Below are 21,241 nucleotides of genomic sequence, written 5' to 3' on the forward strand. Positions count from 1 at the left end.
CGTGCACACGAAGATTCGTGAACACGGGGCGAAGAGGTTCGCGGGACGGGATCAGGCGGCGCGGGCCGCGCGGATTCCCCAGGCGTCGGCGAGCAGCCGGTGCGACGCCAATCGATCTTCGTGGCGGTGGGTGATGCTGGTGACGAGGAGTTCGTCGGCCCCGGTGACGCGCTGGAGTGCGTCCAGCCGTTCCACGACAGTGCCGGGCGCGCCGACGAATTGGGTAGCGAGGCGGTCGGCGACCAAGCGGTGCTGCTCGGGGGTCAGCGGGGTGGCGGTGGCCGGGTCGAGGTAGTCGGCCGCGCCTGCGCCGCTGCGGATGCTGTGGACCCAGTGGCCGTAGGTGGCGGCGTGGTGTCGCGCGGTGGCGTCGTCCTCGGCGACGACGACATCCGCCGAGACCACCACGTACGGCTCGGCCAGCAGTGCGGACGGCCGGAAGGCGGCCCGGTAGACGTCGACCCCGTCCAGGGCGGTGCCCGGCGACACGTGGTACGCCGCCGCGAACGGCAACCCGAGCTGTCCGGCGAGCTCCGCGCTCTCGCCGCCCGAACTGCCGAACAACCACAGCTCGACCTGCGCGCCCTCACCCGGAACGGCATGCAGCGCAACGCCGTTCTTGCTGACGAAGTGGCCGCCGAGCAGTGCCCGCACCTCGTCGACCTGTTCGGCGAAGTCGAGTGCCTGCGCACCTTCCTGCTGCAACGCGGCGGCCGAGGCGAGGAATTTCGTCCGGTCGGCGACCCGGCCGGGATCGAAGGGCGGCGGAACCACCACGCCGTCTCGGATCTGGGTCCGTCCGGTCGCGGTGTCCACCTTGGGATGTCCGCCCTTCGGGTGCGCCGGTTCCGCGCCGTACTGGCTGCGCCGGTGACCGGACCGCCCGAGCCCGAGGTCGAGTCGGCCGGGGTACAGCGCGTCGATGGTGCCGAACGCTTCCACGATCGATGCCGAGGTGTGGTGACCGACCTGAACGGCCGCCGACCCCACCCGAATTCGCGAGGTGGCCGCGGCGACGAGTCCGATCAGGGTGATCGAAGCGGAACTGGCCACCGACACGAAGTGGTGTTCGGCCAGCCAATACCGGTGGTAGCCCCACTGTTCCGCGTGCTGTGCGAGATCGACGGTGTTGCGCAGCGCCTGCTGCGCGGTCGATCCGGCGCTGATCGGGGACAGGTCGAGGATCGATAGCGGGACACTCATGAATTCCGCCCCAACCGTGGATCCTGCTCGCCCGCCTCGATCGCGACGCGCAGCCGGTTCTCGGCGGGCGCGACCGGGCAGGTCGCGAAATCGGTGAAGGCGCAGGGCAAGTTTGCCGCCCGGTTGAAATCGAGGCGCACTGTGCCGTCCGCCTCCGGTGCGCCGATCGCGAGCGAGCGGGCCGCGGGATAGGTGGTGATGCCGCTGGTCGCGTCGGTGAACAGCAGCCGGAGGTCGGTCGGGTCGCCGAACGCGACGACCCGCTCGGTGGCCTCGCCGATGGTGAACTCGATGGTGCCCACGGCGGCATGGTGGTGCTCCAGGCCGTCGACCACGGCGCCGGTGGTCACCGTGCGCTGCTCGCCGAACGGCGTGAACCGCCCGGTCACCACCCAGCGCGGATCCGGTGCGTAACTGGGGATTCCGTCGAAACTCGCCAAGGTCGGCGCCGCCGGGTCGTGCACCCGGACGGCATACAGACCGCTGCGGCGGATCACCTCGAGCACCCGGCGCTCGTGCCGCACACGGAGACCCGGCGCGCCCTCTTCTGGCTTGATGATCCGCACGCCCGCGATGCCGACACCGTCGACCTCCAGGCGGTCGGCGGGCTGCGCGGTGATGAACACCTTGTTGTCGGTGACCCACCAGGTGCCCGGCACGTCCGGCAGCCGCTCGGGTTGGTCGGTGAGCCAATGCAATGCGGTCAGACTGAGGAAGCCGAGCGGGTCGCGCAGCTGCGCCACCCTGGTGTGCTGCCAGTCGGCCCACTCGGTGGCGAAATCGGTGCTGATGCTGGTCGTCATGACGCTCGTGCTCCTTCGTGGACGGTGCTGTGGCGGTGCGGATGGCGCAGCCCGAGATGCTCGCGCAGGGTCGTGCCGGTGTATTCGGTGCGGAAACTGCCGCGCTCCTGTAGTTCCGGGACGACCCGGTCGACGAATTCGTCGAGCCCGCCCGGCGTGAGGTGCGGGACGAGGATGAATCCGTCGCTGGCGTCGGCCTGGACGTAGGTGTCGATCTGCTCGGCGACCGCGGCGGGCGTGCCGACGAACTGCTGGCGCGCGGTGACCTCGATGATCAGCTCACGGATGCTGAGGTTCTCGGCCTCGGCCTTGGCGCGCCAGTCTGCGGCGACCGCGCGTGGGTCCTTGGCGTGGCGCACCCGGCCGCGGGTGATGTCGACGTTGTCGGTCGGCTCGACGTCCGGCAGCGGTCCATCCGGGTCGTAGCCGGAAAGCTCACGGCCCCAGACCTGTTCGAGGAAGGCGATGGCGGTCTGCGGGCCGACCTGTTGGCGGCGGATATGGTGGGCCCGCTCCTCGGCGTCCTGCGCGCTGTCGCCGAGCACGAAGGTGGCCGCGGGCAGGATCTTCAGTTCGTCCGGGGTCCGGCCGTATTTCGCCAGTCGGCCTTTGACGTCGGCGTAGAAGCGTTGTCCCGCTTCGAGCGTGCCGTGCCCGGTGAAGATCGCATCGGCGGCGGACGCGCCGAACTCACGGCCGTCGTCGGAATCGCCCGCCTGCAACAACACCGGGTGCCCCTGCGGGCTCGGCGGCAGCACGAACCGTCCGGCGATGTCGAATTGTGCACCGCGGTGCCGGGTTTCGGGGACCTCGCGGGCGAACACCCCTGCGGCCCGATCGATCACCAGGGTGTCGGCGGCCCAGCTGTCCCACAACTTGCGGGTCACCTCGACCACCTCGGCGGCGCGCTGGTAGCGCTGGCTGTGTTCGAGATAGCCGCCGCGGCGGAAGTTTTCGCCGGTGAACGCGTCGGAGGAGGTGACGACGTTCCAGGCGGCGCGGCCGCCGGACAGATGGTCCAGCGAGGCGAACTGCTTGGCCAGCTCGAACGGTTCGTTGTAGGTGCTGTTGATGGTGCCCGCGAGGCCCAGCTTGTCGGTCACCCCGGCCAGCGCGTTGAGCACCGTGAAGGTATCCGGCCTGCCCACCACGTCGAGATCGTGGATGCGCCCGCGGTGTTCGCGCAGCCGGAGCCCCTCGGCCAGGAAGAAGAAGTCGAACAGGCCGCGTTCGGCGGTCTGCGCCAGGTGCACGAACGACTCGAACTCCACCTGACTCGCCGAGGCGGGGTCGGCCCAGACGGTGGTGTTGTTGACGCCGGGGAAATGGGCGGCGAGGTGGATCTGCTTGCGTGGTTTGCCGGTCACGACGGCGTACCTTCCTGGATCGTGGTGCTGTCGGCATACCGGCTGGCCGGGCGGGGGAGACCGAGGCGCTCGCGCAGTGTGGTGGCGGAGCGAGGTGTCCGGGCCGACGCGGTGAGCCGGTCGACTGTCGCCGGTACGGCGAGCGGGCGGAGTACGACACCATCGGCGGCACCGGAAGCGCTGATGGTCCCCAGCAATTCGTGCAGTGTCGCTGGAGTGCCGAGGTGGCGCAGGCTGGTCGAGATGCCGGGGTCGGCCCACCTATCCAGCTGGGCCACCTCCGCATGCGCGGAATCCGGTGAATCAGCCAGGTGGAGTTCGACATCCAGCAGCACTCGCACGGCATCGGGATCGCGGTCCGCGGCACGCACCGCCGTCCGCAGTGCGGTCCGCAAGACCCGCGCGGCGTCGAGATCGTCTGCGGCGATGCGGATCAGGTCGGCCCGCTGGACCGCGACACCCGTGCTCACGTCGTTCTGCGCGCGCACCGCCACGATCGACTGACCCTGCGGCGAGCGCGGGGTGATCGACGGCCCCTTCACCGAGAAGTTGTCCCCGGCGAAGTCGATGTAGTGCAGCTTGTCGCGGTCGATGAAGCGCCCGGTGGGCACATCGCGGATCTCCGCGTCGTCCTCCCAGCTGTCCCACAGCCGGGTGACCACCTCGATCGCTTCGTCGGCCTCGTGCCACAGCGACGCCGCGTCCTGCGCGTCCTTACGGCCGAATGCCCGTGCCTGCTCCACACCTTCGGATACGGTCACCTCCCACCCGGCGCGCCCGAACGAGGCGAAATCGAGACTCTGGATGGCCTTGGCCAGATGGAACGGCTCGGTGTGCGTCACAGCGCCCTGCGGAAGCAGGCCGATGTGCCGAGTGGCCGCCGCGACCCTGGCGGCGATCGCCACCGCGTCGAGCCTGCCCCGCGTCGCGCCGGGCCCACCCGGCTGCAAGCCGAACGAGTCGGGCACGAATACCGCGTCCACCCCGGCCTTTTCGGCCGCGGTGACGGCGTCGACCCAGTACGCGCCGGTGAACAGATCCTCGGCTCGCGAGTCGTCCCGGCGCCACGACGCCGGGTGAATCCCCGTCCCCGCCAGCTCGACCGCTAGGAATAAGTCGGAATCGGCCATCAGTAGGTTTCCTTCCAGTTCAAGCACTGCCGTGCCGCGGGATGCACACCCGCCGCGTCGGGAGCGAAGAAGAACGCGTGCTGCCACAGGTCGGTGGCCGCGGTGCGCTCGGGCACATGCGTGCGCCACCAGCGCTTCGCCCGCGTGGGCAGCGATCCCGGGCGTTGCGGCCTGCTCCGGCAGCACGCGGGCCGGTCGGTGCGGACGAGTATCCGGCTGTGACGGTAGGTCGATTCCGGCATCAGGATGGTCCTTTCGCGGCGGCGGGCGTGGGTATGGCGGACAACAGCTCGCGGGTGTACTCGTGCTGTGGGTTGTCGAAAATCGCTGCGGTCGGCCCGGATTCGACGATGCGGCCGTGCCGCATGACCGCGACGTGGTCACTGATCCGGCGGACCACCGCGAGGTCGTGCGAGATGAACAGATAGCTCAGCGCCAGCTCGGCCTGTAGCCGGTCGAGCAGCTCGAGGATCTGCGCTTGGACGGAGGCGTCGAGCGCGGAGACGGGTTCGTCCAGCACCAGCAGGTCCGGGTGCAGGGCGAGGGCGCGGGCGATGGCGACGCGCTGACGCTGCCCACCGGACAGTTCCGCGGGACGGCGCTGCGCGAAGTGTTCCGGCAACGCCACCTGCCTGAGCAGTTCGGCGACCCGGGCCTGCCTGGCCGCGCGGTCGCCGACCCCGTACGCGCGCAACGGTTCCTCGATGATCGTGCCGACCCGCCAGCGCGGATCCAGCGACGAGTACGGGTTCTGGTACACCACCTGGAACCGCCGGCGCAGCGCCCGCAACCGGGCGCCGCGGACCTTGGTCAACTCGTGCCCGTCGAAGGTGACCCGGCCGCTGTCGGGTTCGGTGAGCCGCAGCGCGATTCGGGCGGTGGTCGACTTGCCCGAGCCGGATTCGCCTACCAGTGAGAGCGTTTCGCCGCGGCCGAGCTCGAAGCCGACCCCGGCGACCGCCGTCACCGAGCCACCCGCCTGTGCGCGAAAACGCTTGCGCACCTCGCGCAACGCCAGCAGCGGTGCACCCTCGCGCGGCTTGGGTGTCCGATAGGCGACGGCGGGCGCCAGGCTTGGCGAGGCGGCGAGCAGCCGCTTCGTGTACGGATGGCGCGGTGCCGCGAGCACCGTAGCGGTGGGTCCGCTCTCCACAATTTCGCCGCCGTTGAGCACCACGATCCGATCGGCGCGCTCGGCCGCCACCGCGAGATCGTGGGTGATCAGCAGCACCGCGGTGCCCTTGGCCGCGATCTGCGCGGCGAGCTGATCGAGCACCCGCCGCGCCACCGTGGCGTCCAGCGCGCTGGTCGGCTCGTCCGCGATCACCAGCTCCGGCAGGCAGGCCAGCGCGGATGCGATGAGCACCCGCTGCCGTTGCCCGCCCGAGAGTTCGTGCGGGTACTGCACTTCCCGCAGTTCGGGACGGTCCAGGCCCGCGTCGGCGAGCAGTTGGACCGCGCGCTCACGCGCCGAATGCCGGTCGGCCAGCCGGTGCACCAGCAGCGCCTCGGCCACCTGTTCGCCCACGCGCCGTACCGGGTTCAGCGACAACCCGGGATCCTGCGGCACGAACCCGATGCGCGCGCCGCGTAGCCGTTGCAGAGCGCGCTCGGAGCCGGTGTCGACGACCTTGCCGTCGAACGCGATAGTCCCACCGGTGATCTCGGCATTGGCCCCGAGCAAGCCGATCACCGACTGTGCGAGAGTGGACTTGCCGGAACCGGATTCGCCGACCAGGGCCACCACTTCGCCACGGGACACACTGAGCGAGACTCCGGCCAACGCGGTCACGTCACCGGAGTCGGACCGGTAGCGGACGCGCAGATTGTCGATCCGCAACAGCGGACCGGCGTACTGTCCCGCGGCAGGCGCGGGCAGCTGGTCTTCGGTCGGTGCCGCTTGCGGCGAAGTAGTGCTGGTCATAGCTGTTCGTTCCTTCCAACGGCGCGCCCGAGACGCTGGGCGGCCACGACCACCGCGATGATGACCAGGCCGGGCAGAGTGGTCATCCACCACGCGGTGGCGAGGTAGTTGCGGCCCTCGGAGATGAGCGAACCCCATTCGGGCGTAGGCGGTTTCGCGCCGTAGCCGAGGAAACTCAGGGCCGACACCGACAGCACGGCCATGCCGAACTCGACGGCGGCCAGCGCCAGCACCGGCTGATACGAGTTGGGCAGTACGTGCCGCAGTAGCACCGTGTACCAGCGGACCCCCGACGCGTGCGCGGCCTCGACATACGCCGCGTGCCGCACCCGCAGCACTTCCGACCGCATCACCCTGGCGAAGTTGGCGACCAGCGAAACCCCCACCGCGATCGCCACATTGCGGGTGCCGAAGCCAAGGGCGGTGACCAGCGCCAGCGACAACAGCAGCGCCGGAATCGACAGCAGCACATCCACGACGCGCATGACAACGGTATCGACGATGCCGCCCGCCGCACCCGACAGCAGTCCGAGGACGGACCCGGCGATCAGCGCGATACCCACCGCCGCGAGCGTCGCGGTGAGCGAGAGCCCCGCGCCGTGCACCATGCGCGTGTACAGGTCGCGCCCGAGATTGTCGGTCCCGAACCAGTGCTCCGCGCTCGGCCCGCGAAACTTGTGCGCGGGCACGCCGGTCAGCGGATCGCCACTGGCGAACAGCGAAGGGAACAGCGCCCAGCCGACGGCGAGCGCCGCGACAAGACCGGACAGGAGCAGGGCAACGTTGCCGCGCAACCACTTCCAGCGCAGCACGGGCTTGCGCACCCGCGGGAAGGCGACACGCCGCCGCTCATCGATGACGTCAACCATGAATTGCCACCCCTTCGGCGGTGCCGCCGACCTTGTCGTCTGTCTTCTCGGGCGCGACCGCGCGCCGGGCACGCGCGGCGATGCGCGGGTCGAGCAACGGATAGAGCAGGTCCACCGCGAGATTCACCGTGACGAACACGGCCGAGGTGAGCAGCACGATGCCCTGCACCACGGGAATGTCCTGGGCCAGTACCGCGGTCTGGGTGAGGCGGCCGACGCCCTGCCTGGCGAAGACCGTCTCCACCACGACCGATCCGGCGAGCATGTTGCCGATCAGCACGCCGGCGATGGTGAAGGTGGGCACGCTGGCGGGGCGCAGCACATGCTTGCGCTGCACCCACCAGCGCGAGCCGCCCTTCGCCAACGCGACGTCGACGAACGGCTGCCGCCAGGTCGATTCGAGACCCGCGGCCAGCACCTGGGCGATCACCGCGCCGATCGGCAGGGCCAGGGTCAGGGCGGGCAGGACGGTGCCCGCGAAGCCGTGCCCGCCGAAGGCCGGAGCGAGGCGCCACTGGAACGAGAACAGTTGCAGCAGCAGCAAACCGGTCCAGAAGGTCGGCACCGAGACCCCCAGCGAAGGCAGGGCTTGGAGCACGGTGCGCAGCCACGGCCGCCGTGTGTACGTCGCGGCGAACGCCAGCGCTACTCCACCGACGGTCGCGAAAAGCAGTGCCAGCCCGGCCAATCCGAGCGTCGCGGGCAGCGCGTCACCGATGGCGCCGGTCACCGGCTGGCCGGTGCCGATCGAATGCCCGAGATCACCGCGCACCGCGTGCCCCAGCGCGGTCCAATACTGTTCCCACAGCGGCCGATCCAGCCCGTAGCGCGCCTGCAACTCGGCGATGGCGGCCTTGTCCACCGGCGTCCCCGCGCCGCCGCCGTCGGCCGCGATCGAGATCGGGTCGGCGGGCAGCAGATAGAGCACCACGAAGGAGATGGTGAACGCCGCCCACAGCACCCAGACCGCCTGCAGGACCCGCAGAGCCAGATAGCGCGCCATCGTTACCGCCCGCTCAGCCAGGCGTCGAAGAACTGTAGTCGCGCCGAGGCCTCGAACTTCAGATCCTGGGCGGTGCTGCCCGCGCCGATCGCCTGGGACAGCTCCACCGTCGGGATCAACAGCCCGGCGTCGAGCACCTGTTGCTGGGCCGTGTGGATGAGGCCGTTACGGACGGTGGTGTCGACTGTGCTCAACTGGCCGTTGAGTGCGTCGTCGAGCGCCGGAATCGGCCCTCGCACATTGAGATTGCGGCCGTCCAGACCGAACGAGGTGCGCAGGATGTCCCCGTCGGCGCGGGTGGTGTTGCCGTAGCTGCTGTCGAAGTCCTTGGCGTTCTGCCGTGCCGTCGCCTCGGCGCCCGACACCAGATCCAGCTTCAGCTCGACCCCGACCTGCCGCAGCTGTTGCTGTACCAGCTCGATGATCGCCTGGTTGCCCGCGAACACCTGACTGAACAGCACCGAGAACGACAGCCGCTCGCCGTTTTTCACCCGGATGCCGTCACCGCCGGGCACCCAGCCCGCCTGGTCGAGAATGCCGCGGGCCTTGCCTGGGTCGTAGGCCAGCCGGTCCGAAAGGTCCTGGTAGCCGGGTGTGCTGCTGGCCAGTGGGCTGGTCGCGGGCTTGAACTGCGGCCCGAGCACGGTATCCACCAACTGTTTACGGTCGATCGCGGGCAGCAGCGCCTGGCGCACGGCGGGATCGCGCAGCGGGCCGCGGGTCACATTGGTCTGGAAGCCGAACGGCACCCCGGGATTCGCGGTGCTGAGCACCCGCCCGCCTGCCGCCTCGATCTGTGCTGCGTCCTGCGGCAGCGCATCGCTGATCGCGTCGAGTTGCGCCGAGGCGAGACTGCCGGTGCGCACGCCGGATTCGGGCACCACGGTGAACTCGATCTTGTCCAGGTAGGCCTCGCCGCGGTGCGCGAACACCGCCGAACCCCACTGATACCCGGCGCGTTTGGCCAACGTGACCGAGGCGTCCTGGCGGTAGCCCGCGTAGGTGAACGGCCCGCTGGCGATATTGTCGCCGAGGCAGCGCTGCTCGGCGGGCTTGGCGGTGGTGGCCTCGGCCAGAATGCCGAGCTGGGTGGTCGAGGACGCCTGCAGGAACTGCGCGTTGGGCTTGCTGAACTCCACCCGCGCGGTCAGCCGATCCACCGCGGTGGTGCCGACATAGTTGGTGAGGTAGCTCGATGCCAGCGGGGATTTGGCCGACCCGAGTTTGATGATCGAGTCGAAGGTCTTACCCACCGACTCCGCTGTGAGCGGTGTGCCATCGCTGAAGGTGACGCCGTCGGTGAGGTAGAAGGTGAACACCTTCGCATCGGGCGTGACCTCCCAGCGCTGCGCCAGCCACGGCTTCAGCTCACCGGTCTTCGGATCCTGATCGGTCAGCGAGTCGACGATCTGACGTGTCACGTACAGGGTTTGGTTGGTGCCAGACTGCGCGGGATCCGAGCAGGTGGGGGCCTGCGACAAGCCATAGCGCAGGGTGCCGCCCGGCTTCGGCGGTCCCGCGTCACCGCCTGGCGCGGCCGAATCGGTGCCGCAGGCAGCAACCGTGGTGGCCGCGGCCAATGCGCCTGCCAGCGCGGCAATTCGGTGACGGGAACGGATCACGAGGCGACTCCAGAAGTTTCGGTGTGGACCAGCTCGGCGCCGGCGGCCAACGGGCGGCTCGGGATTCGGCGGCGCAGCTCCGGCGCCACCTCTGTTTGGAACAGCGCGAGACTGTCCAGGTAGTCGATCTCCGGGCGACCGTCCCGCTCGGCGGACAGGTGGATCACCTCGTGCCCGAAGTGCTCGTGCTGCCTGCCGACCTTGTCGATCACCTGCTCCGGGCTGCCGACCAAAGCCGAGCTGCGGGTGACGAAGTCGTCGAGCGTCTCGAACACGACCGGCAGCCCGAGGGTGCGCGCCAACGCCAGGCGCGCCTCGAAGATCGGCCGATAGGTGTCGAGGGCCTGCTGGGACGTGCGGGCGACATGGAATCCCGCCGTACCCGCGCCGACCAACGCGTCGGCCGGGTGGTGCCCGTGGAACTCCCAGCGCTCCCGATAGTGGCGGACCAGTTCGGCATACGGCTCGATCGGGTTGGTGACGTTCGCCGAGAACAGCGGATCACCGTGGCGCGCGGCCAGTTCCACCGAGTCGCGGCTGGTCGCGCTGCCGTGCCAGATCCGGATCTCGGGCTGCCACGGCCGCGGCAGCGCCTTGGCGTTCGTCAGCGCAGGCCGGAACCGGCCGGACCAGGTGACGCTCTCGCTGCGCCACAGCGCCCGAAACAGGTCGTAGCCTTCGTGATTACGGTCCCACTGATCGTCGGTGGTGACGTGGAACAGCTCGGCCTGCGCGGTCCCGTTGCCCTTGCCGATGATCAACTCGAGGCGGCCGCCGGACAGATTGTCCAGCGTCGAGTAGTCCTCGAAGGCCCGCACCGGATCCAGCAGGCTGAGCGTGGTGACGGCGGTGAACAGCGTGATGCGGGAGGTGACCGCGGCGATGTGGCTGAGGATCACCGGGGGAGCCGAGGACAGGAACGGATCCTCGTGCCGCTCGCCGACGGCGAAGCCGTCGTAGCCGAGATCCTCGGCCAGCCTGGCCTGTGCGACGACGTCGCGCAGGCGCTCCCTGGTGCCAGGCAGCCGACCGGTCGTGGGGTCGGGCACCCGGGTGACCAAGGTGAACAGGAGAAACTTCATGCGGATGCTCCCAGTGCGTCGGTGACCGCGGGCAGTCGCTTCTCGAACGGGTGCTTGCCGAGCTCCTCGGCGGGCACGGCCGGGTCGTAGAGCGCGGTGTATCCGGCGGCCAGATAGAGGCCGACGGCCTCCGGTTGCCGCGGACCGGTGGTCAGATAGATACGCCGGTAGCCGCGCCGCTCGATCTCGGCCTCGAGCTGAGCGAGCACGAACAACCCGAGCCCCTGCCTGCGGTGTTCGCGAGCCGTCCAGATCCGTTTGAGCTCAGCGGTTTCCGCGTCGTAGCGCTGGAAGGCCCCGCCCGCCACCGGCTCGCTGTCGCGGGTGACGACCAGCAACGCGCCGTGCGGCGGCGCGAACTCGGTGGCCGGATAGTCGCGCAGCGACGCGTGCATCTCACCGGGGCTGCGGCCGTAGCGGCTGCTGTACTCGACGGCGAGCTCGGCGAGCAGCGGCGCGGCCAGCGGGTCGTCCTGGGCGACCCGGTGCACCCGCAGGTCCTGTGCCGAAAGCTGTTGCGTCACCGGGTCACCGCTGCTTCGGTAGGCCGGGCGGGTTGATCCGCGACTCGGTGACCTGCTCGCTCTGCAGACCCCACCGATCGATCACCTGCTGGTAGGTGCCGTGCTCGATGGCGTGGTTCAGTGCTTTCTGGACGGCGGTGACCAGCCCGCTGTTCTTCTTGGTGAGCACCGCGATCTCGCCCTGCAGCGCGTCGCCCGCGCCGGAGAAGGTGCCGAGGATCTTGGTCTGCTTCGCGGTGGCCGTGTGGTAGATCGCGGTCGGGTTGGGGCCGATGAAGCCGTCCAGCCGCTGCGAGGCGAGCGCCAGGTAGTAGTCGCTGGTCTGCTGGAAGTAGGCGATGTCGATGGGCGCCAGACCCTGCGCGCGGTTCTGCTCGTTCCACTTCACCAGCAGCTGTTCCTGATTGGTGCCGCTGCCGACGCCGATTCGCTTGCCCGCCAGGCTCGTACGGTCCTTGAACTCGAGGGTGCTCTGTTTCGGCACCTCCAGCGCGACGGTGTCGTTGCGGTAGGTGGCGAAGTCGTACTTCTCCTTGCGCTCCTCGGTCACCGTCACGTTGGAGATGAAGGCGTCGACCTCACCGGAGTCGATGCGCACGAAGTTCTGCGCCCAATCCGCCACCCGCACATCCAGTTTCAGGCCGAGAATGTCGGCCACCAGCGACGCGAAGTCGACCTCCGAGCCGACTACGGTCTTGTCGTCGTCGGCGTAGAAACGCAGCGGCGGCGCGGTACCGGACGAGCCGGTCACCACCAGGGTGCCGCGGTCGCGAATGGCTTGCGGCACTTCGGCGGCGATGCTGTCCACCTTCGCGGCGCGGACACGGCCGGCCTGCGCGGCGGAGAGGTCGAAAGTGATTGCACCAGTGGGCGCGGATTCCGCGTCGGGATCGGTGCAGCCGGTGGCCAGCAGTACGACCGCGGTCGCGGCGGCGGTGGCCAGGGCGGAGAGCTTCATCGGAAACCTGTTCATCAGCGGACTCGGGAAAGGAAGGCGCGGGTGCGCGGGTGGCGCGGATTGTCGAGGACCGCATCGGGCGTCCCCTGCTCGACGATCGCGCCTGCGTCGAGAAACACGACGGTGTCGGCGATCTCCCGGGCGAAGCCGATCTCGTGGGTGACGATCACCAGTGCGGTGCCGCCGTGCGCGAGATCGCGGATCACGTCGAGTACCTCGCCCACCAGTTCGGGGTCCAGCGCGGAGGTCGGTTCGTCGAACAGGATCACCCTGGGGCGCAAGGCAAGTGCCCGCGCGATCGCCACCCGCTGCTGCTGCCCACCGGACAGCCTGCGCGGGTAGGCGTCGGCCAGCTCGCCGATGCCCACTCGTTCCAGCAACACCCGCGCCTCGGCCTCGACCTCCTTGCGGTCGCGGCGTTGCGCGGAAAGCGGTGCGAGCGTGACATTGTCGAGCACCGTCAGATGCGGGAAGAGATTGAAGTTCTGGAACACGAACCCGATGCGGGAGCGCTGCTTGCGCACCTCGCGGTCGGGCAGCGCGCGCAAGGTGTTGCGGCGCAGCCGATATCCGATCAGCTCACCGTCGATGCGCACGGTGCCCGCGTCCAGGGCCTCCAGGTGGTTGAGCACGCGCAGCAAGGTGGACTTGCCGGAGCCGGACGGGCCGATCACCGTCACCACTTCGCCGGAGCGCACCGTCAGATCGACCCCGCGCAGGACCTCCTGCGCGCCATAGGATTTGCGGACGCCGCGGACCTCGACGGCGGGCGCGGCGGTCATCGGGTCGCTCCGCGCGGTGCGGTGGCGCCGGATTCGGCGACCTCGCGCAGCTTCTGCCAGGCCCGGTGGACCGGTGACGGCGGTGGCGTGCGCTGAGTGCCCTTGGCGTAGTGCCGTTCGATGTAGTACTGCGCCACCGAGAGAATGGTGGTGAGGACGATGTACCAGGCGGTAGCCACCAGCAGCAGCGGCACCACCCGCCCGTTGCGTCCGTAGATGACCTGGACCTGGTAGAACAGCTCCGCGATCGCCATCACCGACACGATCGAGGTGCCTTTGAACAGGCTGATCACCTCATTGGTGGCATTGGGCAGGATCGACCGCATGGCCTGCGGAACCACGATGGTGCGGAACTGGCGCACCCGTGGAATGCCCAGCGCGGCAGCGGCTTCCAGCTGTCCGGCATCGACGGAGATGATGCCCGCCCGGATGATCTCGGCCGAATACGCCGCCTGATGCAGCGCGAGTCCGATCACCGCCGCGGTGAATCCGCTGATCACGCCGTTCACCTCGAAGGTGAAGAACGCGGGTCCGAACGGGATGCCGACCGACAACGTGTTGTACAGGTAGGCGATGTTGAACCAGAACAGCAGTTGCACGATGAGTGGAATCGAGCGGAACGCCCAGATGTAGCACCAGGAGATCACCCGCAGCACCGGGTTGCTGGACAGTCGCGCGATGGCCAGCGCGGTGCCGAGCAGGAAGCCGAGAGCGGTACCCCACGCGGTGAGTTCCAAGGTCACCTTCAGTGCGGCGAGCACCGACTTCGCCGTGATGTACTGCGCGAAGGTCGGCCAATCCCAGCCGGGATTGGTGACCAAGCCGTGGATGAACTGTGCGAGCAGGATGAGCGCGATCGCACTGACCACCCACCGCCACGGGTGCCGTGTCTTGGCCACGGTGGGTGCGGCATCCTCGGTATCGGGCAGGTGAGTCGTAGTGGCAACCGGATCGTCGCCGGCGTCGGTGTCGCCGGGCACGGCGGTGGCGGACGCACTCATGTCGAGGTCCTTCGGAAGAACGAACGAGACCGCACCACATCGGGCCGCGGTCACATCACCCGGCCAGCGACGGGTGCACAGACTGGCTGCGGGTCAGCCCCGACAGCTCGCGGAGGTCACCTTGCACTGATCGATGTGGCGACGGCCCCAGCGGGTGCCCGGGGCAGCGGAAATGGTCACTTCGGTTCCTCCATCGGTCCCGGCGGAAGCACCCGCACCCGGTGAACCGGGGGGTTGCTGCGACGTCGACGAGCCAGGTCTCTCGGTCGCTCTGGATGGTTGTCGCCGATCCGGACACCGGCTGATGTCAGGGTCGGGCCGAATTATCATGCCCAGCAGGCGAACCCTGGGACAAGGGAACTAATCACCGTGAGCGTAAACCTCGCCGCGGGCCGGATATCGGGGGTGCCGCCGCGGTGTGGGCGCAGGGACACGCCGATGGCTTGCCGTCGCCTATATCGCCTGTTCACAGCGTTTGCGGAGTACCGTCAGCCTTCGATTGCGTCGATGATGAGGGAGGTCTCCGTGGCTGTACCGCGCCGTTCGACCATACTGTCCGCCGTCGCGAGCTGCTCGGTCGCGCTGGCGCTCGCCGCACCGACGGCAGGTGCCGCTCCGGCGCCGCCTGCCGCGGCCGACCGTCCCGCCCAGACCGGCACCAGCACGCTCAGCGAGCTGTTCGGCGTCTACAACACCGCGGTCGACGGCTTGCGCGCCGCAGGCATGCAGCCGTTCCTCTACCCGACCGCGTCCGCGTACTGCCTCAACGGCACCTCCCTCGGCCTCGCCCCGGCGGTGGCCGCCGCCGTGCCCGGCCCGTGGCCCAAGACCACGATCGCCATCCCCGGCCTGGACCTGGCCGCCGTCAAGGCGGGCCAGACGATGTTCACCTTCGTGCCCTACGGCCTCGGCCAGGACGGGCCGGACACCACCGGCATGCAGGTCGCCTGGCTGAACCTGACCAGCGGTCGCGGCGGCATGGCATCGATGGGCCCGTTGTCCACGGTGTTCCGCGCGATGATCCCCGCCGAAGTCCCGGCCGCCCTGCGTCCGATGGCCGAACGCGCCATCCAGGACTTCTTCTTCGCCGCCTTGCCGATGGGCGGAGTCCGCGCGGTACCGGTCGACACCGGTCAAGGCACCGTGCTGGCTGCGGTCTTCGGCACGGTCGAAAACGGCGGCAAATCGTGCTTCTTCCTGCCGACGGTGGGGATCACCGAGGTCCCCTAGACCGCGCGACCTTTCCAGCGCAACGTGCCCCGTCGTCGAGCGCGATGGGAGCGTGCCCACAGCACGAGGTATGCGCCCACCGAGAACGGGTGAGCAAGGGCCGCAAGGACATCGGTGCGGGCGAGTGGACCGCCGGTCTCGGTGGAGCGAGCCAGCAGCCTACCGGTGACCGCGGCCACATAGCCGAAGAGACCGACCCGGCGGAGAGCGCCATGGCCACCGAGTGCGGCCAACGGCGGCAGCCAATAGGCCAGGGCGGCAAGGGTCCCCACGGTCGCGCCACCCGCGACGGTGCCGCCGTATGCCGACCACAGCCAGCGGGTGTAGCCCGCGTCGAGTTCGGCTGCGCCCTCGTACATCCGGGTGCTCGCCAGGCGTCCTGCGGCGACGAGCACAGTGGGTTGCCCTGCGCGGCGCAGTGTTCGGGCGATGTCGAGATCCTCGGTCGCGCTGGCGGCGACCGAGGCATGCCCGCCGATGGCGCGGTAGGCGGCGGTATCGAACGCCAGGAACTGCCCGCAGGCAACCGAAGTGGACGGTCGCAGGCTCCGATCGGCCACCGCGATCGGCAGTGTCGCGGCCCACGACCAGCACAGCAGCGGCTGCACCAGTGCCTCGACCGGCGATTGCGCCCGTTGCCTCGGCCACGGTGAAACCAATGCGACCCGCCGCCTGCGCAACTCGCCGACCGCCGCCGCGATCGCGCCGGGTGCCATCCGCACATCCGCGTCCACGAAAACCAGCACCGGAGTCACCACCGAATCGGCCAGTCGCACACACGCGGCAGCCTTACCGGTCCAGCCGGGCGCGGGCGCGGTCTCGTTTCGCAGCACCGTGATTCGCGGATCTCCGGCCGCCGCGTCGACCGCCACCGCAAAGGTGTCGTCATCCGACGCGTCATCGAGAATCACCACACTCATGCGGGTCACCCCGCGCTGCGCCCGCAGATCGGCGATCAATCCCGGCAGTCGCGCCGCCTCGTTCCGAGCGGGCACGCACACGGTCACCGGCTCGACCACCTCGATCGGGCTCGCGACCAATTGCCGCACCGTAATCCGGTTGTACAGCGCGATTCCAGCGCCGACCACCGAAATCCCGGCGCCGGCCCAGGTCAGCCCGGACCATCCGCTGATCGGGCTCCTGCGCAACGCGAGTCGGCCCTCGCTCAGCGGCCCTGCTTGACCGTTTTCCACCAGCGACTCCAGGAGAGGCCAGTGGGGGCGCCCGGCGCGGGCGGGTTGCGATCCATGTAGGCCATGGCGGCGATGACGGCGGCGACGGCCAGGGTGATGCCGCCGACGATGCCAGCCCAGCCCGCGAACGAGCGGGTGTTGGGGTCGGCGTAGCTGACCTCGGCGCGCAACGGGGAGACGTCGCCGGCGGGCAGTTTCCAGGAGACGATGTTGTCGCCCTCGCGGTTGCCGTTGGTCTTGGCGACACGGGCCGGGAACGCGACGGTGAACTGGACGTCGGAGCCGTGCGGCGGCACGGATTTCAGGTCGACCCGGCCGGTGAGGCTGACCAGGTCGCCGTTGCGCTGGAACTGCAGTTGGAACATGCCCTGGGTCTGCTCGGACAGCTGACCGAGCTGGCCGACCTCGCCGAACGACATGTCTTCGAAGAACACCTGGCTGCCGACGTACCCGTCCTGGGTGTAGGGCTCGACCCGCACCTTCGCGGCGAGCGAGTCGGGCGCCTTCAGCTGCGGGCCCTTGTCATTGGGTTCGACGGGCACGACCGCGGCGACGATCCGCCCGGACACCCGGTCGTTGGACGAAACACCCATCGACACCTGCACCCGCAGGCAACCCGCGAGCACGGGGACCAGCAACGCCGCGAGCAGAACGGCCGCGGCGACACGCGCTCCAGGGCGGGGCGTCCGCGGCGACGGTAGTACCGGGGCATCGGGGATCGTGGTGACGGGACTCGGCTGCACGCAGACATCGTGCCAGGCCATCCGTCCAGATGCCCACGCGACGGGCGGAACGGGCGCCGCGATGTGCTTCGGCTAGTCCGGCGGATCGGGCCGCGGGCAGAAAAAGCCGAGGTGACGCAGCAGTGGCAGGCCGAGAGCGGCCAGTCCGATCCCGCCGTAACCGGCCGAGAACGGCAGCCCGAGGAACACCGCGTGCGCGAGGACGGACCCGAGCCACGTCCACAGGAATACGGCCACCGGCACCGCGAACCGGGCAACGGTGTCCAGCCCCGCCGCCGGCTCCGACATACCTACCGGCCCCGGCGCCGCGCGCTCCCACACGGTCAGCAACCCACCCATGAGGAGCGCCACCGTGAACCAGCCCAGGTAGTTGGTATACGGAATTTCGGCGATACCGGGCAGTCCGGAGCTCTGGTCACACCACGTCCACTGCCCGTCGGCGACCATCTGCGGGTCGAGGAACAGATCCCAGCCGACCGCCCCCACCGCCAGCAGGCCGACCCGGGCCACCGCGCCGCGCGAGAGCAGCCCGGCGACCACCCAGATCGGGTACAGCCCACCGGTCCAGGCCAGCGGCACCACCAGCGGCACGCCACCGAGCGCGGGCCCAAGTCGATCCACCGCGTACTCGTAACACCCGAACGGCAAACCTGTTGCGGTACCGATGATCTCGGCGGCCAGCCCGAGCCCGGAGACGATCACCAGAAACCCTGCCGCATACCGAATTCCGCGCGTCGCCGTCGCGTGCGCCAATGCCGTGCCCGCCGACAGCAGCACGACCACGACCGTCACCCGATCCCGTCCGTCGCCGGACGTCAGCGGATAGGCGATCTGCACCAGGATCAGCACCCCCGCGAGCACCGCGGGCACGAGCCCGCGCACCGTCACAGGTGTGCCGACAACCGGTGGTTCTGCTCTGGGCTGGGTGTGGTTCGTCATCGTGTGCGCAGCAAGGGGAATCGGTTGCGGCGCAGATCGCGCAGCGCGAGGTGAGCGGCGTTGCGCCCGCTGGCGCCGGACACCCCGCCGCCCGGGTGGGTAGACGCGCCGGTCAGATACAGCCCCGGCGCCCCGGGTACGCGCTGCCCCGACAGTTCCGGCAGCGGCCGCCACATCATCATCTGATCCAGCGACATCTCCACATGCATCACATTGCCGCCGAGCAGCCCCATCTCCCGCTCCAGATCGACCGGCGTCTGCACCAACCTGCGCAGCACGGAATCGGCGAAACCCGGTGCGTAGGAGTCGACTTCGGCAATGATCCGGTCGCCCTCCCGCTCGGCGTGCGCCGCCCACTCGCTACCGTCGGCCAGCCGGTACGGGTGCCACTGTGCCCACAGCGAGAGCTGATGCTCACCGGGCGGGGCGATGCTCGGATCCAGCGCGCTGAAACTCATCGCCAGCACCACCGGACGCGGCGGCAGGTCCCCGGCCGACGCGGCCCCGTGGGCCAGCCGGAGCTGGCGTCGGTCGGACACGAGAAACTGGAGTCCACGGGCGGATTCGTCGACCGAGCTGCCGGGATAGTGCGGCAGCGAGCTGGTGGCGGCCCGCACCACCATCCCGATCCCGGGGCCGACCCGGATGCGCCGCCGCCAGTCGTCGAGCACACCGGCGTCGAATCCGCCCTCGCGCAACAGATCCAGCGTGGTCAGCACGTGCGAGCCCGCGATCACGGTGTCCGCGTGCAGGTTTCGTCCCGCGGCCGTGCGGACCCGCCAGCCCGCGCCGTCGCGCCCCAGCGCGGTCACCGCGTCGCCCGCGGTCACCACACCACCGTCGGACCGCAGCCGGGCAACCAGCGCCGCGGACAGCGCGCCACTGCCGCCGACCGCGCGCCCCGGCGGCAGGGTGTGCATGAGCGCGGCGAAGCCGACCATCGGCGCGGTGCCCGGCTCCGACATCGGCGGGCCGGACTGCGCGCCGAACCAGGCCAGCGACGCCTTGAGCCGCTCGTCCTGAAAGGTGCTGTCCAGCAACGCGTCCCCGGACTGCAGGAACTCTCGCGACAGCGCGCTCCCGCCGTCCTTGGCGTCCAAACCCCAGAACGAGCGCAGCAACCGGCCCGGCGTGGGCCCACCGCCGAACGCGCGCATCACCCTGGTACTGCGCGGACCCCATACTTCGACGAACCGCCGATACGCCGCCGCGTCCCGCTCGCCACAGGCGGCGGCGATCGACGCGCAGGTGGCATCCAGGTCGCGATGGAACACCAGCGGCGGGTGATCGCCGCTGGCAGGCGTGAAACCCCAAGGGTCGCAGTCGATGTACCGCAGGCCGAAGCGGGCGAGATCCAGCTCCTCGATGATCCCGGTGTGCCGCACCATGATGTGCGCGGACGAGCCGCGATCGACCAGGTGTCCGGGAAACCGCGCCACGGTCGACACCGCGCCGCCGAGTACCTCGTCGCGTTCGAGCACCTCCACCGCGTGCCCGGCGCGCGCCAGATAGCACGCGGCGACCAGCGCGTTGTGGCCCGAACCGACCACCGCGACCGTCACGTGACCCTCACTGCGGTACCTCGCGGGCCACTCGGATTCCGATGGCACCGGAGCGTCACAGCGGCAGCCGCCGTCCCAGAATGGCGAACGGCCGATTGTCGCCCGCGAACACGAAATTCCGTACTACGTCGGTGAATTCCTGCCGCCGGTACAGCCGCCAGGCCCGGTTGTCCTCCTGGTCCACCTCCGGGGTGGACAGCAGCACCGCCTGCTCGGGCCGATCCCGCAGCAACCGTTGCAGCAGGGTGGAACCGATGCCGAGCCCCTGCGCCGCCGGGTGCACGTGCAGCTCGGTCAGCTCGAAATAGTCCGAAAGCAGTTCGCGCGTCGAGTGTTCCGGCCAGCCGGAGCGCCGCATCCCGCTGTGCACCTGCTGGTGCCACCACTGGTGCGGGGCGCCGTGGTAGCCGTAGGCGATCGCCACGATCGGTGCGGACCGTAGGTCGACATGCCCGGAATCATCGGGGACCACCGCGGCCACCGCCTGCCAGCCGGGGCGGGTGGTGTGCTCGGTCCACATCGGCGCGCGATGGTGTTCGGTGCCGCGCGGATAGTCCATCGCCGCGACATACACCGCCAGCGCATCGTGCAGCCGGGAGCGCAGTGCCGTGACGGACAGGTCGACGACGACAGGTGCGGGGGTGTGATTGGGCTTGACGGCGGTCATGGCTCTCGTCGGGTCCACAGCGGGCGCGGAAGTTTGTCGGTGGGCGTCTCTATATTCAATCTCAATTCAAACGTTCGAATACCTGTTCGGTCACACCAAGGCGGTGTTGGGCACGGGTACGCGAGGGCGGAGGGACTCCGAGATGTCTAATCGGGTCGAACATCCGGGACAGCCCGGTCGAGCGGGCAAGCTGCTGCAACGCGCCGACGGCCTGCTCATGCAGGCGGCGGGGGAGCGGGACCCGCGTGAGCGGTTCCGCACGGCCTATCTCGCGGCATTACGCGGGGCGGGCGCGGTGATCGCGCTCACCGGCGCCGACAACGCGCCGCGGGCTCGATCGCGCAACGCGTGGGTGCTGATGCAATCCGCCGCGCCCGAGTTCGTGATGTGGGCCGATTACTTCAGCGCGCGGTCGGAGACCAGGGCCGCGCTGGAGGCGGGGCTCGATCGCGACATCGACGACGACGAGGCCGACGAGTTCTATTCGCGGGTAGGAGCATTCCTGCACGACGTCGAAGATCTCCTTACCGCATCGGCTCGATTGCGCCCCGCGCCGGGGTGGACAAACGGCATGACCGGATAGTGACAGGCGGCACGCCCACATAGTTATGAGCGACTAGGTGGTACGGCCCTGATCGA

The 21,241-nt window shown here is 69.6% G+C and carries 21 protein-coding genes and 1 riboswitch; of the genes, 2 read left to right on the forward strand and 19 right to left on the reverse strand.

Annotation, left to right across the window (positions count from 1 at the left end):
* Positions 1-51: 51 nt before the first annotated feature.
* The 14 genes from DMB37_RS32015 to DMB37_RS32080 are packed head-to-tail and all read right to left on the reverse strand — an operon-like array spanning position 52 to position 14,268.
* Positions 52-1,203 carry an LLM class flavin-dependent oxidoreductase gene (locus DMB37_RS32015; RefSeq protein WP_135235857.1) on the reverse strand — a complete coding sequence of 384 codons (1,152 nt, stop codon included), beginning with the start codon at positions 1,201-1,203 and terminating at the stop codon, positions 52-54.
* On the reverse strand, positions 1,200-2,006 hold the full coding sequence (locus DMB37_RS32020) for a DUF1684 domain-containing protein (RefSeq protein WP_135235858.1): 807 nt from the start codon (positions 2,004-2,006) through the stop codon (positions 1,200-1,202). Before DMB37_RS32020 ends, DMB37_RS32015 begins: the two co-directional genes overlap by 4 nt.
* Positions 2,003-3,373: an NtaA/DmoA family FMN-dependent monooxygenase gene (locus DMB37_RS32025; RefSeq protein WP_135235859.1), complete on the reverse strand. Its 1,371-nt coding sequence runs from the start codon at positions 3,371-3,373 to the stop codon at positions 2,003-2,005. The genes DMB37_RS32020 and DMB37_RS32025 overlap by 4 nt, the downstream gene beginning before the upstream one ends.
* Complete coding sequence (locus tag DMB37_RS32030; RefSeq protein ID WP_135235860.1) at positions 3,370-4,503, reverse strand: LLM class flavin-dependent oxidoreductase; 1,134 nt, start codon at positions 4,501-4,503, stop codon at positions 3,370-3,372. Before DMB37_RS32030 ends, DMB37_RS32025 begins: the two co-directional genes overlap by 4 nt.
* Positions 4,503-4,745 (reverse strand): hypothetical protein, encoded by a 243-nt coding sequence (locus tag DMB37_RS32035; RefSeq protein ID WP_135235861.1) that lies wholly within the window; start codon positions 4,743-4,745, stop codon positions 4,503-4,505. Before DMB37_RS32035 ends, DMB37_RS32030 begins: the two co-directional genes overlap by 1 nt.
* Positions 4,745-6,427, reverse strand: a complete 1,683-nt coding sequence (locus tag DMB37_RS32040; RefSeq protein ID WP_135235862.1) for an ABC transporter ATP-binding protein — start codon at positions 6,425-6,427, stop codon at positions 4,745-4,747. Before DMB37_RS32040 ends, DMB37_RS32035 begins: the two co-directional genes overlap by 1 nt.
* Complete coding sequence (locus DMB37_RS32045; protein ID WP_135235863.1) at positions 6,424-7,296, reverse strand: ABC transporter permease; 873 nt, start codon at positions 7,294-7,296, stop codon at positions 6,424-6,426. The genes DMB37_RS32040 and DMB37_RS32045 overlap by 4 nt, the downstream gene beginning before the upstream one ends.
* Entirely contained in the window at positions 7,289-8,299 is a 1,011-nt protein-coding gene (locus DMB37_RS32050) for an ABC transporter permease (protein ID WP_135235864.1), read from the reverse strand. The genes DMB37_RS32045 and DMB37_RS32050 overlap by 8 nt, the downstream gene beginning before the upstream one ends.
* 2 nt (positions 8,300-8,301) lie before the next feature.
* The gene (locus DMB37_RS32055; protein WP_135235865.1) at positions 8,302-9,921 is read right to left on the reverse strand and encodes an ABC transporter substrate-binding protein; all 1,620 of its coding nucleotides are present in this window, start codon (positions 9,919-9,921) and stop codon (positions 8,302-8,304) included.
* Positions 9,918-11,003, reverse strand: coding sequence for an LLM class flavin-dependent oxidoreductase (locus tag DMB37_RS32060; RefSeq protein WP_135235866.1), 1,086 nt, complete (start codon positions 11,001-11,003; stop codon positions 9,918-9,920). Before DMB37_RS32060 ends, DMB37_RS32055 begins: the two co-directional genes overlap by 4 nt.
* Positions 11,000-11,527, reverse strand: coding sequence for a GNAT family N-acetyltransferase (locus tag DMB37_RS32065; protein ID WP_135235867.1), 528 nt, complete (start codon positions 11,525-11,527; stop codon positions 11,000-11,002). The genes DMB37_RS32060 and DMB37_RS32065 overlap by 4 nt, the downstream gene beginning before the upstream one ends.
* Positions 11,528-11,531: 4 nt before the next feature.
* Entirely contained in the window at positions 11,532-12,500 is a 969-nt protein-coding gene (locus DMB37_RS32070) for an ABC transporter substrate-binding protein (protein WP_135235868.1), read from the reverse strand.
* Positions 12,500-13,267 (reverse strand): amino acid ABC transporter ATP-binding protein, encoded by a 768-nt coding sequence (locus tag DMB37_RS32075; protein WP_135235869.1) that lies wholly within the window; start codon positions 13,265-13,267, stop codon positions 12,500-12,502. The genes DMB37_RS32070 and DMB37_RS32075 overlap by 1 nt, the downstream gene beginning before the upstream one ends.
* On the reverse strand, positions 13,264-14,268 hold the full coding sequence (locus DMB37_RS32080) for an amino acid ABC transporter permease (RefSeq protein ID WP_135235870.1): 1,005 nt from the start codon (positions 14,266-14,268) through the stop codon (positions 13,264-13,266). The genes DMB37_RS32075 and DMB37_RS32080 overlap by 4 nt, the downstream gene beginning before the upstream one ends.
* 187 nt (positions 14,269-14,455) lie before the next feature.
* A riboswitch (SAM riboswitch) is annotated at positions 14,456-14,550 on the reverse strand.
* A gap of 243 nt (positions 14,551-14,793) precedes the next feature.
* Here DMB37_RS32080 and DMB37_RS32085 point away from each other — a divergent pair.
* Positions 14,794-15,498: a hypothetical protein gene (locus DMB37_RS32085; protein WP_240771750.1), complete on the forward strand. Its 705-nt coding sequence runs from the start codon at positions 14,794-14,796 to the stop codon at positions 15,496-15,498.
* Here DMB37_RS32085 and DMB37_RS32090 read toward each other — a convergent pair.
* The 5 genes from DMB37_RS32090 to DMB37_RS32110 all read right to left on the reverse strand — a co-directional run bounded on the left by DMB37_RS32090 (position 15,495) and on the right by DMB37_RS32110 (position 20,602).
* Positions 15,495-16,631 (reverse strand): glycosyltransferase family 2 protein, encoded by a 1,137-nt coding sequence (locus DMB37_RS32090; protein ID WP_240772601.1) that lies wholly within the window; start codon positions 16,629-16,631, stop codon positions 15,495-15,497. The two genes, DMB37_RS32085 and DMB37_RS32090, sit on opposite strands and share 4 nt — an antisense overlap.
* A gap of 32 nt (positions 16,632-16,663) precedes the next feature.
* Positions 16,664-17,434 (reverse strand): DUF3153 domain-containing protein, encoded by a 771-nt coding sequence (locus DMB37_RS32095; RefSeq protein WP_135235871.1) that lies wholly within the window; start codon positions 17,432-17,434, stop codon positions 16,664-16,666.
* Positions 17,435-17,506: 72 nt separating this feature from the next.
* Entirely contained in the window at positions 17,507-18,373 is an 867-nt protein-coding gene (locus tag DMB37_RS32100) for a carotenoid biosynthesis protein (RefSeq protein ID WP_135235872.1), read from the reverse strand.
* Positions 18,370-19,935 carry an NAD(P)/FAD-dependent oxidoreductase gene (locus DMB37_RS32105; RefSeq protein ID WP_135235873.1) on the reverse strand — a complete coding sequence of 522 codons (1,566 nt, stop codon included), beginning with the start codon at positions 19,933-19,935 and terminating at the stop codon, positions 18,370-18,372. Before DMB37_RS32105 ends, DMB37_RS32100 begins: the two co-directional genes overlap by 4 nt.
* A gap of 55 nt (positions 19,936-19,990) precedes the next feature.
* On the reverse strand, positions 19,991-20,602 hold the full coding sequence (locus tag DMB37_RS32110; protein WP_107655151.1) for an N-acetyltransferase: 612 nt from the start codon (positions 20,600-20,602) through the stop codon (positions 19,991-19,993).
* A 142-nt stretch (positions 20,603-20,744) separates the two neighbouring features.
* On the opposite strand from DMB37_RS32110, the gene DMB37_RS32115 reads away from it, so the two are divergent.
* Positions 20,745-21,185 (forward strand): SAV_6107 family HEPN domain-containing protein, encoded by a 441-nt coding sequence (locus DMB37_RS32115; RefSeq protein WP_167769005.1) that lies wholly within the window; start codon positions 20,745-20,747, stop codon positions 21,183-21,185.
* Positions 21,186-21,241: the final 56 nt, after the last annotated feature.

It is taken from the genome of Nocardia sp. CS682 (assembly GCF_004634405.1).
In the GTDB taxonomy this organism is placed as follows: domain Bacteria; phylum Actinomycetota; class Actinomycetes; order Mycobacteriales; family Mycobacteriaceae; genus Nocardia; species Nocardia ninae.

Bases quoted from the DNA above. Each gene is read 5' to 3' on its own strand.
- DMB37_RS32030 (WP_135235860.1), bottom strand. From the start codon at position 4,503: ATGGCCGATTCCGACTTATTCCTAGCGGTCGAGCTGGCGGGGACGGGG.
- DMB37_RS32015 (WP_135235857.1), bottom strand. From the start codon at position 1,203: ATGAGTGTCCCGCTATCGATCCTCGACCTGTCCCCGATCAGCGCCGGA.
- DMB37_RS32040 (WP_135235862.1), bottom strand. From the start codon at position 6,427: ATGACCAGCACTACTTCGCCGCAAGCGGCACCGACCGAAGACCAGCTG.
- DMB37_RS32080 (WP_135235870.1), bottom strand. From the start codon at position 14,268: ATGAGTGCGTCCGCCACCGCCGTGCCCGGCGACACCGACGCCGGCGAC.
- DMB37_RS32075 (WP_135235869.1), bottom strand. From the start codon at position 13,267: ATGACCGCCGCGCCCGCCGTCGAGGTCCGCGGCGTCCGCAAATCCTAT.
- DMB37_RS32100 (WP_135235872.1), bottom strand. From the start codon at position 18,373: ATGACGAACCACACCCAGCCCAGAGCAGAACCACCGGTTGTCGGCACA.
- DMB37_RS32115 (WP_167769005.1), top strand. From the start codon at position 20,745: ATGTCTAATCGGGTCGAACATCCGGGACAGCCCGGTCGAGCGGGCAAG.
- DMB37_RS32070 (WP_135235868.1), bottom strand. From the start codon at position 12,500: ATGAACAGGTTTCCGATGAAGCTCTCCGCCCTGGCCACCGCCGCCGCG.
- DMB37_RS32060 (WP_135235866.1), bottom strand. From the start codon at position 11,003: ATGAAGTTTCTCCTGTTCACCTTGGTCACCCGGGTGCCCGACCCCACG.
- DMB37_RS32050 (WP_135235864.1), bottom strand. From the start codon at position 8,299: ATGGCGCGCTATCTGGCTCTGCGGGTCCTGCAGGCGGTCTGGGTGCTG.
- DMB37_RS32045 (WP_135235863.1), bottom strand. From the start codon at position 7,296: ATGGTTGACGTCATCGATGAGCGGCGGCGTGTCGCCTTCCCGCGGGTG.
- DMB37_RS32020 (WP_135235858.1), bottom strand. From the start codon at position 2,006: ATGACGACCAGCATCAGCACCGATTTCGCCACCGAGTGGGCCGACTGG.
- DMB37_RS32110 (WP_107655151.1), bottom strand. From the start codon at position 20,602: ATGACCGCCGTCAAGCCCAATCACACCCCCGCACCTGTCGTCGTCGAC.
- DMB37_RS32035 (WP_135235861.1), bottom strand. From the start codon at position 4,745: ATGCCGGAATCGACCTACCGTCACAGCCGGATACTCGTCCGCACCGAC.